This window comes from Burkholderia sp. Bp8963, assembly GCF_003854275.1.
Taxonomy (GTDB): Bacteria; Pseudomonadota; Gammaproteobacteria; order Burkholderiales; family Burkholderiaceae; genus Burkholderia.
Genome location: NZ_QTQP01000029.1, coordinates 14,203 through 27,560, shown reverse-complemented (window position 1 = coordinate 27,560; position 13,358 = coordinate 14,203). Strand labels below are relative to the sequence as shown.

The 13,358-nt window shown below is 66.3% G+C and carries 10 protein-coding genes and 2 pseudogenes; 8 read left to right on the top strand and 4 right to left on the bottom strand.

The genetic code is table 11. The features are described 5' to 3' along the window. The first annotated feature begins 9 nt into the window (after nt 1-9). The 3 genes from DID96_RS23040 to DID96_RS23030 all read left to right on the top strand — a co-directional run bounded on the left by DID96_RS23040 (nt 10) and on the right by DID96_RS23030 (nt 3,954). The gene (locus DID96_RS23040; protein WP_124601577.1) at nt 10-1,155 is read left to right on the top strand and encodes a hybrid-cluster NAD(P)-dependent oxidoreductase; all 1,146 of its coding nucleotides are present in this window, start codon (nt 10-12) and stop codon (nt 1,153-1,155) included. A gap of 111 nt (nt 1,156-1,266) precedes the next feature. Continuing rightward, nucleotides 1,267-2,130: a glycine betaine ABC transporter substrate-binding protein gene (locus DID96_RS23035; protein ID WP_124601576.1), complete on the top strand. Its 864-nt coding sequence runs from the start codon at nt 1,267-1,269 to the stop codon at nt 2,128-2,130. A gap of 168 nt (nt 2,131-2,298) precedes the next feature. Beyond that, the gene (locus DID96_RS23030; RefSeq protein WP_124601575.1) at nt 2,299-3,954 is read left to right on the top strand and encodes an APC family permease; all 1,656 of its coding nucleotides are present in this window, start codon (nt 2,299-2,301) and stop codon (nt 3,952-3,954) included. Nucleotides 3,955-4,028: 74 nt separating this feature from the next. Here DID96_RS23030 and purU read toward each other — a convergent pair whose 3' ends face one another. Then, the gene (gene purU, locus DID96_RS23025; protein WP_124601574.1) at nt 4,029-4,898 is read right to left on the bottom strand and encodes a formyltetrahydrofolate deformylase; all 870 of its coding nucleotides are present in this window, start codon (nt 4,896-4,898) and stop codon (nt 4,029-4,031) included. A gap of 237 nt (nt 4,899-5,135) precedes the next feature. Then, nucleotides 5,136-6,062 (bottom strand): choline sulfate utilization transcriptional regulator, encoded by a 927-nt coding sequence (locus DID96_RS23020; protein WP_124601573.1) that lies wholly within the window; start codon nt 6,060-6,062, stop codon nt 5,136-5,138. 213 nt (nt 6,063-6,275) lie between these two features. Here DID96_RS23020 and betC point away from each other — a divergent pair, with 213 nt between their 5' ends. The 3 genes from betC (at nt 6,276) to DID96_RS23005 (ending at nt 10,203) form a co-directional block, all read left to right on the top strand. After that, entirely contained in the window at nt 6,276-7,811 is a 1,536-nt protein-coding gene (gene betC, locus DID96_RS23015) for a choline-sulfatase (protein WP_124601572.1), read from the top strand. 48 nt (nt 7,812-7,859) lie between these two features. Then, nucleotides 7,860-8,819, top strand: a complete 960-nt coding sequence (gene choX / locus DID96_RS23010) for a choline ABC transporter substrate-binding protein (RefSeq protein ID WP_124601571.1) — start codon at nt 7,860-7,862, stop codon at nt 8,817-8,819. 244 nt (nt 8,820-9,063) lie between these two features. Next, entirely contained in the window at nt 9,064-10,203 is a 1,140-nt protein-coding gene (locus DID96_RS23005) for a porin (RefSeq protein WP_124601570.1), read from the top strand. Nucleotides 10,204-10,357: 154 nt separating this feature from the next. Here the strand turns inward: DID96_RS23005 and DID96_RS23000 are convergent, their stop codons facing one another. Then, a complete protein-coding gene (locus tag DID96_RS23000; RefSeq protein ID WP_124601569.1) occupies nt 10,358-10,990 on the bottom strand; it encodes an FMN-dependent NADH-azoreductase in 633 nt (210 codons plus the stop codon). A gap of 130 nt (nt 10,991-11,120) precedes the next feature. Here DID96_RS23000 and DID96_RS22995 point away from each other — a divergent pair, with 130 nt between their 5' ends. Further along, entirely contained in the window at nt 11,121-11,993 is an 873-nt protein-coding gene (locus tag DID96_RS22995) for a LysR substrate-binding domain-containing protein (RefSeq protein ID WP_124601568.1), read from the top strand. 68 nt (nt 11,994-12,061) lie between these two features. Here DID96_RS22995 and DID96_RS22990 read toward each other — a convergent pair. Beyond that, nucleotides 12,062-12,823: pseudogene (locus tag DID96_RS22990) on the bottom strand (LysR substrate-binding domain-containing protein); the annotation flags it as partial. Here DID96_RS22990 and DID96_RS22985 point away from each other — a divergent pair. After that, nucleotides 12,820-13,350, top strand: a pseudogene (locus tag DID96_RS22985) (M20/M25/M40 family metallo-hydrolase); the annotation flags it as partial. The pseudogenes DID96_RS22990 and DID96_RS22985 sit on opposite strands and share 4 nt — an antisense overlap. Between the last annotated feature and the right edge of the window lie 8 nt (nt 13,351-13,358).

Here is a 13,358-nt window from a genome sequence, read left to right as displayed (position 1 = left end):
GAGCAAGACATGATGCGAGATGCGGCGAATTTCGAGCCGGCCGACAGCCGGGTGACGCGCCCGTCGTTCTGGAACGCGCTCCCCGAGCGCTGGACGAGCGACGTCGAGGAAACGCTGGTGTGCTGCCAGGTGCGGCAGGAGACGCACGACGTGAAGAGCTTCTTCTTCCGTTCGCCGCAGGGCCGTGCGTTCTCGTTCGAGCCCGGGCAGTTCATCACGCTCGAGCTCGACATCGACGGCGAGACGATCAACCGGTGCTACACGATCTCGTCGTCGCCCGCGCGGCCGCACACGATCTCGATCACCGTCAAGCGCGTGCCGGGCGGCAAGGTGTCGAACTGGCTGCACGACAACCTGCAGCCGGGCGCGTCGATCCGCGTGCTCGGCCCGGCGGGCGAATTCACCTGCGCGCGGCATCCGGCGCGCAAGTACCTGTTCCTGTCCGCCGGCTCCGGCGTCACGCCGCTGATGTCGATGAGCCGCGCGCACCACGATCTCGCCGAGGATCGCGACATCGTGTTCGTGCACAGCGCACGCACGCCGGACGACATCATCTTCGCGCGCGAGCTCGACCTGATCGCGTCGAATCACACGAATTTCCGCACGTCGTTCGTCGTCGAGCGGCTCGGTGCGCGCACCAACTGGCCGGGTGTCACGGGCTTCCTGACGCTGCCGCTGCTGAAGCTGATCGCGCCGGATTTCATGGAGCGCGAGGTCTTCACGTGCGGCCCGGCGCCGTACATGAAGGCCGTGCGGGACCTGCTCGACGAAGCCGGCTTCGACCGCGAGCAGTATCACGAGGAGAGCTTCTCGTTCGAGACGCTTGCGGAGACCGCGAGCGCCGAACTGGCCGCTGATCTCGCGCCTGCTGCGGACGGCGACGCCACGGCGACGCAGTTCACGGTCAGCTTCGCGAAGAGCAACCGCGAGATCGTCTGCGGATCGGCGCAGCACGTGCTCGACGCGGCCCGCCAGTCGGGCGTGCGGCTGCCGGCGTCGTGCACGCAGGGCATGTGCGGCACCTGCAAGGTGAAGCTCGTGTCCGGCCAGGTGGAGATGAAGCACAACGGCGGGATCCGCCAGCGCGAGATCGATCAGGGGATGGTGCTGCTCTGCTGCAGCAAGCCGCTGACGGATCTCGTGATCGACAAGTAGCCCCGGCGTCGCAGAGAGACAAACGCGCGTCGGAAAACAACGATAACGCGGAATTGTGGTTGAAGAACCTAGAGAGGCAACGCGCTTTGGCGCATATCAAGGAGATCGGCCATGAAGTTGTTCGGAAAATTGTTGTGGACCGGCGCGCTGTCGGCAATGGTGGCATTGAGCGTATCGGCGCTCGCGGACACCAAGCCAACGCTGAAGATCGGCTACGTCGAAGGCTGGGATGACAGCGTCGCGACGTCGAACGTCGCCGCGCGCATCATCGAGAAGAAGCTCGGCTATCAGGTGCAGCTCGTGCCGGTCGCGGCGGGCGTGATGTGGCAGGGCGTCGCGCGCGGCGATCTCGACGCGACGCTGTCCGCGTGGCTGCCGGTCACGCATGGCGCGTACTGGGATCAGTACAAGACCAAGGTTGTCGACCTTGGCGCGAACTTCAACGACGCGAAGATCGGGCTGATCGTGCCGGACAGCGTGAAGGCGAAGAGCATCGACGACCTGAACGCGGAGAAGAGCGAGTTTGGCGGCCGGATCGTCGGCATCGACGCAGGCGCGGGCGTGATGCGCAAGACCGACGAAGCGATCAAGAGCTACGGCCTCAGCTACACGCTGATGCCGAGTTCCGGTAGCGCGATGACAGCCGAACTGGCCCGTTCGATGCACGCGAACAAGCCTGTGATCGTCACGGGCTGGGCACCGCACTGGATGTTCGCAAAATGGAAGCTGCGCTTCCTCGAGGATCCGAAGAAGGTCTTCGGCGGCGCGGAGCACGTCGATAGCGTGGCGAACCCAGGCCTCGAAACGAAGGCGAAGCCGGTGGCAGCGTTCCTGAAGAAATTCCAGTGGAAGCCGGGTGAAATCGACAGCGTGATGCTGGCGATCCAGAACGGCTCGAAGCCGGATGCGGCCGCCGATGCGTGGATTGCGGCGCACGCGGACCGCGTGAATGCGTGGACGGAAGGCGCGCAGTAAGTCGTCACAATAAACAACGAAAAGAGACATCCGGGAATGGTCGTCAGGAAACCGAATCAACGGTTTTTCTGATCGGCCATATCCCGGAATTATTTTGCTGATTCTGCAAGAAAGCGAAAAAGTTGTTACACTGCGTCGCTTGTGCGGAGTCATCACAGGAGGATTTGGATGAGTCAGGCAGGACTGCGTGCGAATAGCACCAGTGATGTTGGGGCAACCATCTCACATGATTCGACGGGCCACACGCTGCAACGTGGCCTGACTTGGAAAGATGCATTCTGGGTAACGAGCGGCGTGCCGGCGGGCGTGCTGTTCACGATCGGCGGCGTATGCGCGACGATCGGCCAGCCCGCGTGGGCGATCTGGATCGCCGCGATCACGATGGGGCTGATTCAAAGCGCGACTTATGCGGAAATTTCCGGGCTGTTTCCTCATAAATCGGGCGGCGCGTCGGTGTACGGCGCGATCGGCTGGGTGCGTTACAGCAAACTGATTGCCCCGGTATCCGTGTGGTGCAACTGGCTCGCGTGGTCGCCGATGCTCGCACTCGGATGCGGTCTCGCGGCGAGCTACGCGCTGACGAGCCTCTTTCCCGCCGATGCGGCGGTGCTGCACTGGCAGCTCAAGCTTGCAGACCTGAGCTTCATCAAGCCGGGCCTGTCCCTGCGGATCAACGCGACGTTCATCATCGCGACGATCCTGCTTCTCATCACGTTCAGGCTGCAGCACAGCGGTGCGTCGAAGGCCGCGCGCACGCAGCGCATTCTCGGCATTGCGTCGCTCACGCCGCTGCTGATCGTCGGCATCGTGCCGTTCGTGACCGGCGACGTGCCGATGTCGAACCTGCTGCCGCTGCTGCCGCTCGGCCACGATGCGCAAGGCAACCTGACCACCGCGACGTTCGGCTCGTGGAACGGCCAGGGCGTCGTGATGGCGCTCGGCGCGATGTTCATGGCGGGCTGGGCGTCGTACGGCTTCGAGACGGCCGTCTGCTATACGCGCGAATTCCGCGATCCGCGCCGCGACACCGCGAAGGCGATCTTCTGGTCGGGCGCACTGTGCCTCGTCGTGATGACGCTCGTGCCGATGGCGTTCCAGGGCGCGCTCGGCACGAAGGCGATGCTCGACCCGGCGATCGGCGACGGCACCGGTGTGGCCGCGGCAATGGCGAAGATCGTCGGCGGTGGCGCGTGGGTTGCGAACGCGGTCGTCGTGATGCTGATGCTGTCGATCCTGCTGATCGTGATGACGTCGATGATGGGCTCGTCGCGCACGCTGTACCAGGCGTCGGTGGACGGCTGGCTGCCGAAGTACCTGTCCCACGTGAACGAGCACGGCTCGCCGACGCGTGCGATGTGGACCGATCTCGGCTTCAACCTCGTGTTGCTGATGATGTCGGACTACATGACGGTGCTGTCGATCTCGAACGTCTGCTACATGCTGTTCGTATTCCTGAATCTTCAGTCCGGCTGGATCCACCGGATGGATCGCGGCAACTGGGAGCGTCCGTTCCGCTGCCCGACGTGGCTGCTCGTCGCGGGCTCGCTGTGCGGCTACGCGAACCTCGTGTACGTCGGGGCGGGTGCAAACCTGCAGGGCGAAGGCACGCTGCGTAACGGGCTGATCGCGATGCTGCTGATCGTGCCGGTGTTTCTCTATCGGCATTACTGGCAGGACCGCGGTCGCTTCCCCGCGCAGATGCAGCGCGACATGGAACTCGAAGTGCCGAAGCGCAGCGCGTGGCTCAGTCTTGCGCCGTATGCGGCGCTGGTCGGGGCTGCGCTGACGATCTGGTTGTCGTATTACTTTGCGTGGGTGAAGTAAGCGTGAAGTAAGCGAAGAAGGCCCGACCGGCTTGCCACCGGTCGGGCCTTTGTCGTTATTGCGCAGATCTGTGGTTACTGAAACACCACCGTCCGATCCCCATTCAGAAACACCCGTCGCTCGATGAACGCCTTCACCGCGCGCGCGAGCGTGATGCATTCGACGTCGCGACCGACCGCGAGCAACTGCTCCGGGCGATACGCGTGATCGACGCGCTCGACGACCTGCTCGATGATCGGGCCTTCGTCGAGATCGTCGGTGACGAAGTGCGCGGTCGCGCCGATCAGCTTCACGCCGCGCGCATGCGCCTGGTGATACGGCTTCGCGCCCTTGAAGCCGGGCAGGAACGAGTGATGGATGTTGATCGCGCGGTTCGCGAGCTTCGCGCTCGTTTCCTGCGACAGCACCTGCATGTAGCGCGCGAGGATCACGAGCTCCGCGCCGCTCGTTTCGAACACGTCGAGCCATTGCGCTTCCTGCTGCGCCTTCGTGTCGGCGGTGATCGGGAAATGGCGGAACGGCAATCCGTGCTGCGCCGCGAGCGGTTCGAAGTCCGGATGGTTCGACACGATGCCGACGATATCCATCTTCAGCTCGCCCATCCGCCAGCGGAACAGCAGGTCCGCGAGGCAGTGCTCGAGCTTCGACACCATGATCAGCACCTTCGGCCGCGCGTTGACGTCGTGGATCGCCCACTGCATGTCGAAGCCGCTGGCGATCGGCGCGAACTCCTGCCGCAGCGCGTCGACGCTGAGCGTTTCGTCGGTCGGATGAAACACGCAGCGCACGAAGAAGCGGTTGCTGAGATCGTCGTCGAACACGTTCAGCGCATCGACGTAGCAGCGATGGCGGTCGAGAAAGCCGACGACGGCGGCGACCTGGCCGGCCGCGCTCGGGCACGACAGCGTCAGGACGAATTGTTCGGGGCGTTGGACGTCGCTCATGGGGCTCCTCTGGTCTCGGTGAGCGCTCTGCGGCGGCACATGGCGTGCCGCATGCTGCAAAGCGCGATGCTGAAGTAAATCAGGCCAGATTCGGAGCGGATAGAACTTACCCGCCGTGTGGCTGGTATCGGCGCGTCAGTGCGAGGGCGGCGCAAGTCAAGGAAAGGCGGCACGGGCACGGGCACCGGCGCCAGCCCGCCCCGGCGCGCGACGCACGACGCACGACGCGCGCGTCTGTCACGCACCCGCGCACGCGTCGAGCAGCCAGCGGCGAAACACGGGCGCCGCGCTCGGCTCCGGCCGCGATGGCGGGCGCACCAGGAAATACCCGCGCGACGTGACGACGGGCGCGTCGACGAGCTTCACGAGCTGTCCCGATGCGACGAGTTCGTCGACGAGCGGCGTCCAGCCGAGCGCGACGCCTTCGCCGATCAGCGCCGCGTGGATCACGAGCGCATAGCTGTTGAAGGTCACGCCGTGCGCGGCTGCCGGCGTGGCGAGGCCGTGCGCGTCGAACCAGCCGCGCCACGACAGCCAGCGCTCGGGCCGGGTCGGCTGCACGTGCAGCAGCGGCAAATCGAGCAGGTCGGCCGGCTGCGCGACCTGTTGATGCGCGGCGCGGAACGCGGGCGAGCAGACCGGCGTGACCGTCTCCGGAAACAGCCGCGCCGCGGTGCACGACGGCCAGTGACCGTCGCCGAACAGGATCGCGATGTCGGCGTGGTCGCGCTGCGCGTCGAAATCCTGCGACGTGACGACCCGCACGTCGACATTCGGCATCACGCGCTTCAGCCCCGCGAGGCGCGGCATCAGCCAGTAGGTCGCGAAGCCGAAATCGGTGACGAGCGTGAGCCTTCCGTGCTCGCGCCGCGCGCGCAGGTTCGCGGTCGCGGTGCGCAGCGTGTCGAGGCTCGCGCGTACGGCTTCGTACAGGCATTGGCCGTCGTCGGTCAGCGTGACGCCGCGCGGGCTGCGCTCGAACAGCGGCACGCCGAGTTCGGCCTCGAGCTGGAATACCTGCTGGCTGACGGCGGGCTGCGTCGAGCCGAGTTCGCGCGCGGCGGCGGTGAAGCTCGCGAGGCGCGCGGCCGATTCGAACGCGCGCAGCGCCTGCATCGACGGCAACGGGTCAGGTTTCGACATAAGCATCTCTAATGGGCCCATAAGGGCCGGCCGCCTTCCCGGGCGGATTTCGGCGGGCAATAGTGCAGTCGGGCGGCGCGATGCGCGGCACCGTGCACCAGGCTTGCGGCCATTCTAGCGAGTCGTGGCGGTGTCCCGCACGATTTCCGCCGGCCGGCTCCGTCGTTGCAGACGAACCGGTGCCGAAGCGGCGCGCACGCTTCCGACATGAACCGACCTTGACCCCGATCGCCTATGACGAAGCCGACCCCCAACCTCCTGATCCTGATGGCCGACCAGCTGACGCCGTTTGCGCTGCCGGCTTATGGAAACCGTGTCGCCCGCACGCCGACGCTCGACCGGCTTGCGGCGCAAGGCGTCGTGTTCGACGCCGCGTACTGCGCGAGCCCGCTGTGCGCGCCGTCGCGCTTCTCGCTGCTGACGGGCAAGCTGCCGTCCGCGATCGGCGCGTACGATAACGCCGCCGAATTGCCCGCGCAATCGCTGACGTTCGCGCACTACCTGCGCGCCTCCGGCTACCGGACCGTGCTGTCCGGCAAGATGCACTTCTGCGGTCCGGACCAGCTGCACGGCTTCGAGGAACGGCTGACGACCGACATCTATCCGGCCGACTTCGGCTGGGTGCCCGACTGGGACCATCCGGCCGAGCGGCCGAGCTGGTATCACAACATGAGCTCCGTGCTGGATGCCGGGCCGTGCGTGCGCACCAACCAGCTCGATTTCGACGACGAAGTCGCGTTCGCCGCGCGCCAGAAGCTGTTCGACCTCGCGCGCGAACGGGCCGCGGGGCACGACGCGCGGCCGTTCTGCATGGTCGTGTCGCTCACCCATCCGCACGACCCTTACGCGATCACGCGCGATTATTGGGATCTGTACCGCGACGACGAGATCGACATGCCGGCCGTGCGGCTCGGGCTCGCCGACAGCGATCCGCATTCGCAGCGGCTGCGCGCCGTCTGCGAGAACGACCGCACGCCGCCGACGGACGCGCAGATCCGCGCCGCGCGCCATGCGTACTACGGCGCGACGTCCTACGTGGACACGCAGTTCGGCAACGTGCTGTCGGCGCTCGAGCAATGCGGCTTCGCGGACGACACGATCGTGATCGTCACGTCGGATCACGGCGACATGCTCGGCGAGCGTGGGCTCTGGTACAAGATGACGTTCTTCGAAGGCGGCTGCCGCGTGCCGCTGATCGTGCATGCGCCGAACCGCTTCGACGCGGCGCGCGTGGCCGGGCCCGTGTCGCACCTCGACTTGCTGCCGACGCTCGTCGAGCTCGCGGGCGGCGTGCCGGACGGCGGCTGGCCGGACCCGGTCGACGGCGCGAGCCTCGTGCCGCACCTGAGCGGGGCGCCGGCGCACGACGTCGCGTTCGGCGAATACCTGGCCGAGGGTGCGATCGCGCCGATCGTGATGATCCGGCGCGGCGACTGGAAATACGTGCATTGCCCGGCCGATCCCGACCAGCTCTATCACCTGAAGGACGACCCGCGCGAGCTGGACAACCTCGCCGGCGCGCCGCACGCGGCAGACGTGCTCGCGGCGTTCCGCGCCGAAGCAGCAGCGCGCTGGAACCTGCCCGAACTGCATCGTCAGGTGCTCGCGAGCCAGCGCCGGCGGCGTTTCCATTTCGCGGCGACGACACAGGGGCGGATCCACGCATGGGACTGGCAGCCATTTGCCGATGCGAGCCAGCGCTACATGCGCAACCACATTGAACTCGACACGCTCGAGGCGATGGCGCGCTTTCCGCGCGTCGCACGCTGAGCGGCGCGTATTTGGTCACTGATTCCGATCACAGAAGAGGAGCGGACGATGAAGCGATATCGCAACGCAGCACGAACGATCGCCGGCGCCATGTGCGCCGCCGTACTCTGCATGACGGCGGCCCGCGCGGCCGAGCCGCAGGCCTGCCGCGACGTGCGGATGGCCGGGCCTGGCTGGACCGACATCGATGCGACCAACGCGATGGCGGGCGTCGTGCTGAAGGCGCTCGGCTACCGGCAGGACGTGTCGAACCTGTCGGTGCCGATCACCTACCAGGGGCTCAAGAAAGGGCAGGTCGACGTGTTCCTCGGCAACTGGATGCCCGCGCAGGGGCCGCTCGTGAAGCCGTTCGTCGATGCGCGCGCGATCGACGTGCTGCACGCGAACCTGACCGGCGCGAAGTTTACGCTGGCGGTGCCGGACTATGTCGCCGCGGCTGGCGTACGCACGTTCGCCGATCTCGAACGCTACGCGGACCGCTTCGACGGGAAGATCTACGGGATCGAGCCCGGCGCGCCGGCGAACCAGAACATCAAGCGGATGCTGGCCGACCATGCGCTCGGCCCGGCGAACTGGTCGCTCGTCGAATCGAGCGAGACCGGGATGCTGACGCAGGTCGAGCGCGCGGTGCGCGACAAGCGCTGGATCGTGTTTCTGGCGTGGGAGCCGCACCTGATGAACACGAAGTTCCACCTGGCCTATCTCGCGGGCGGCGACACGTACTTCGGCCCGAACTACGGCGGCGCGACGGTCAACACGGTCGCCCGCGCGGGCTTTGCCGACCAGTGCGCGAACCTTGCGCGCCTGTTCAGGCAGATGACGTTCACGGTCGGCATCGAGAACCGGATGATCGCCGACATGCTGGACAACAAGACGCCGCCCGCGCTCGCCGCGCAGCATCTGTTGCAGGCCGAGCCGTCGCTCGTCGCCGGCTGGCTGGATGGCGTGACGACGGCCACCGGCGCGCCCGGTCTGCCAGCCGTGCGCGCGACGCTGGACGGCCGTTGACGCGCTACGGGGGCGGGTCGCCCGCCATCCGTGTTTTCCCGATGGGTCGTAACCAGACCATTTGATGTCGCCTTCAGACGGGTGACGCGAAATATGGGTTCGTATTTTTGATCCATGGCGTCGCTATTGCGAAAAGCGCAATGGCGAGTCCATCAGACGTACTGAATTCGAATCAAGCGGCAGGCAGTGCCGCGAACGAAGTCTGGGGTTCTTTCCATCGAACGGTCAGGGAGGGTAGTCGACAATGCAGAAATCGAAAGTTGCCGTGGCAGCCGCGCTTGCATGCGCGGCGTGTGTTCCCGCAATCAGCCATGCGCAGAGCAGCGTGACGCTGTACGGGATCCTCGATGCGGGCGTGACGTGGGTGAACAACACGGGCGGCGCGCACGTGGTCAAGTTCGACGACGGCGTCTCTTACGGCAACCGCTTCGGGCTCAAGGGCACCGAGGATCTCGGCGGCGGCCTGAAAGCCGTCTTCACGCTCGAGAGCGGCTTCCATCTCGGCAACGGCCAGCTCGGCTTCGGCGGCGCCGAATTCGGGCGGCAGGCATATGTCGGATTGCAGAACGACTGGGGCACGCTGTCGTTCGGCAACCAGCTCGACATCACCAACGAACTCGTGTCGATCTACAACATCTCGGCGTGGGGCAGCGGCTACGCGATCCACCAGGGCGACTTCGACCGCTTCAATGGCGACCGCCTGCCGAACTCCGTGAAGTTCCTGTCGAGCGACCTCAGCGGCTTCAAGTTCGGCGCGATGTATTCGTTCGGCAACGTCGCCGGCAACTTCCACCGCAACAGCGCGTGGAGCGCGGGCGCGAGCTTCACGAAGGGCGACTTCTCGATCGGCGCCGCGTACACGCGGCTGAACAACCCGAACGGCATCTACGCGTTCGATCCGTACGCGATGATCGGCACGCACACGTTCCTCGGCCAGCAGACCGTTACCGTCGATCCGGCGACCGGCGAGCGCACCGACCTGTTCGCGAACACGCCGATGAACGTCGACAGCCAGGGCACGTTCGGCGTCGGGTCGAGCTACACGATCGGCAAGCTGACGCTGGACGCCAACTACTCGTACACGACGATCAAGGGCTTCGGCCAGTCGTCGCACATGCAGTCGTACGAAGGCGGCGGCTTGTACCAGTTCACGCCAGCGCTGAGCCTGATCGCGGGTTATCAGCACACGCGCTTCGAAGGCCACCACTGGAACATGGGCAGCGCGGGCCTTCACTACCTGCTGTCGAAGCGCACCGACGTCTATATCTCCGGCGATTACCTGCGCGCGTCGCAAGGCGTCGATGCGGTGATCGGCTACAGCTTCACGCCGTCGACGACGCAAACGCAGGCCGACGTGCGGATCGGCATGCGGCATTCGTTCTGAGGGTTGCGGCGGCGACTCGGCATTCCGTCTTCAGCGAGGTCTCTCTTTGGCGCGAACTTGGGTTCGCGCTTTTTTTTTGTGCGGCATTGCGTTTATGATTCGCTGCGTTTTCCGAATCCGAATCCCAAGCCAGCGACATCGCAGCGCCGCCGCGTCAGAAATCCCGCGCCAGCGCGCGCGCCGCGTCCACCGCCGCACGCCGACCTGACCGCCCGTCATCGCCGAGCAGCGTCTTCTCGACCACGATCCCCTGCACATCGGTCACCCCGACGAACTTCAGCCACGCCTCGACATAAGGCCGCTGCAGATCGTATTCACGCGCCGGCGTAAACGACCCCGGCGAAGCGTAATCGAGCCCGCGCGCATAGACGACCGCCGCCTTTCTGCCTGCTAGCTTGCCGGTAAACCCCGTGCCGTCGAACGTGAACAGCACGTCCTTCTGCGAAATCACGTCGATCAGGTGCTTGAGCTTGTACGGGATGCCGAAATTCCACAGCGGGATGCCGAACAGCAGCTTGTCGGCCGCGTGAAAGGGCGCTGCGAGCGCCTCGATGCGCGCCCACGCCGACGCCTGTTCCGGCGTCCGCGCGACGCCGGCGAGCCCCGCGTACTTGGCCGCCAGCGCGTCGCCGTCGAATTCCGGCAGCGCGAGATTCCAGACGTCGAGCGTGTCGACGGTATCCGCCGGGTGGACTTCGCGGTATGCGTCGAGAAACGCGCGGCAGATGTCGATGGAAGCGGAATCGCGCTTGCGCGGCGAGCATTCGATGTAGAGCAGTCGAGCCATGTCGGTCATTCCTGTGCAAGAGAGAGGGAAGGCGCGAGCGGATGCCCGCGAACACAGCCACAAGGCTAACGGGACGGCGTATCATCCGGAAACGATATTAATTCGTGTCACTTACCCGATTTGGTGATGAATGAACACGCCACTCGATACCGCGCTGCTCCACACGTTCGTGACGGTCGCGGACGCGCGCAGCTTTACCGGCGCGGGGCGCCGGCTGCATCTGAGCCAGTCGGCGGTCAGTGCGCAGGTCGCGCGGCTCGAGGAGCAGGCCGGATGCATGCTGCTGATGCGCAATACCCGCACCGTGTCGCTGACCGATCAGGGCCTGCTGCTGCTCGGCTATGCGCGCGCGATGCTCAATCTCAGTGCCGAGGCCAGGGCGTGCCTGGGCGGCGCGGGCGCACCGGGGCGGCTGCGCATCGGCGCGTCGGACGAGTTCGCGTGCGGCTGGCTGCCTGACATCCTGCGCCGCTTCGGCGCGCGCCATCGCGGGCTGGCGCTCGAACTCGCCGTCGACGTGCCGGGCAATCTGGTTCAGGCGTTCGATGCGGGCCGCTTCGATCTGGTGGTCGGCAGCCGCTGCGAGCACGACGAGCGGGGCATCCGCCTCGGCGCCGAGCCGCTCGTGTGGGCGTTCGCGCGCCATGAGCCGTTGCCGGACGGCGCGCTGCCGCTCGCGTGCATTCCCGAGCCATGCCCGTTCCGCGACGCGGCGCTCACGGCGCTCGCCCGCGCCGAGGTCGCGTCGCGCATCGCGTGCGTCAGCCCGAGCATGGCCGGCGTGAAGGCGGCGGCGCGGGCCGGGTTCGCGGTGACGCCGCTGCCGCGCAGCGCGATTGATGACGGGTTGCGGGAACTGACGTCGGCGGATGGCCTGCCGCCGCTTCCGAGCGTCGAATACGTGCTGATGCACGATGCCGGCGGGGCGGTCGTGCGCGAACTTGCGCAGACGATTCGGGACGAGTTCGAGATGCGGCCGCTTGGCGGCGCGGCTGTCGGCTGAGAAAGTGTGGCGCGGTCATGCGACACGCATGAGCATGAAACGGCTTCCCGGCCCGGCCTTGGCCTCGGTCACGTATCGAGATGCAGCCGCCGGATATAGGTCTCGCAGAACGCCGCGAAGCGACGCACGACTTGCCTCGGCTTCATCGCGCGCGACTGCGCGATGCCGAGCGTCGTCGCGTTGACGGGCTCCTTGAAGCGCTTGATCACGAATTCCCCGCCATCCACGGTGCGCGTCGACTTGAGCGGAAAGTTGAGGATGCTGTAGCCGAGCCCGTTGGCCACCATCCCGCGCACGACCTCCGGCTGCGACGAACGGAACGCGGGAACGGGGCGACCGCCCGCCGCATCGAAGAGCGTCGCGAAGTATTCGCGGCTATGCGGCAGATCGAGCATCACATACGGTTCGGGCAGCAAGTCGGCCAGCGAAACCTTGCGCGCGCGGGCCAGCCGGTGCGTGCTCGGCAGAATCGCATACGGCGGCAGCGACAGCAGCGGCGTGAACGCGATGTCTTCCGTCAGGTCGAGGCTGTAAGTCAGCGCGATATCGAGCGAGCCGTCGTGCAGTCCGCTCAACAGCACATCCTGGTGCGCCTCGACGGTGCGAAACGAAATGCCCGCATGCTCGCCCGCGAACCGGCTGATGAGCCCGGGCATCAGCGGCGGCGCGAGCGACACGAGGCAGCCGAGCGCGATCGCGCCGGTCATCCCGCCGTCCATTTCCTTGGCGGCCGTCTGCAGTTCCTCGGCGATCTTGAGCAGGTTGCGCGCCTGTCCAAGCAGGTCGCGGCCCGCCTGGGTCAGCGACAGGCCGCTCGCGTGATGACGAAGAGATCGGCGAGCAACTGGCGCAGCCCGCACTGCACGACGCGCGCTTCGACCCGCCGTTCTCGACCGTGCAGGCCGGCGTCATCGAAGGCGGCCGCGCGCTCAACATCGTGCCGGCCGAATGCGCATTCGATTTCGAAGTACGCGCGCTGCCGGGATATGACGCACATCGTGTGACCGATGCGTTGCAGACGTTTGCGGAAGCCGAGCTGCTGCCGAAGATGCGCGCGGTGAAGCCGGATACGGGCATTCGCATGCAGCCGCTCTCCGCGTACCCAGGGCTCGCCACGCCGCCCGACAGCGATGCGGCGCGCCTGCTGACACGGCTATGCGGTTCCGTCTCGTTCGGTACGGTGGCGTTCGGCACCGAGGGCGGGCTGTTCAGTCAGGCCGGGATTCCGACCGTGATCTGCGGGCCGGGAAGCATGGATCAGGGGCACAAACCCGACGAATTCGTGACCGTCGAGCAACTGAGCGGCTGCGACGCGATGCTGGCGCGCCTCGCAGACGAGCTTGCGACCGCGCGTTGAGCTCGTCT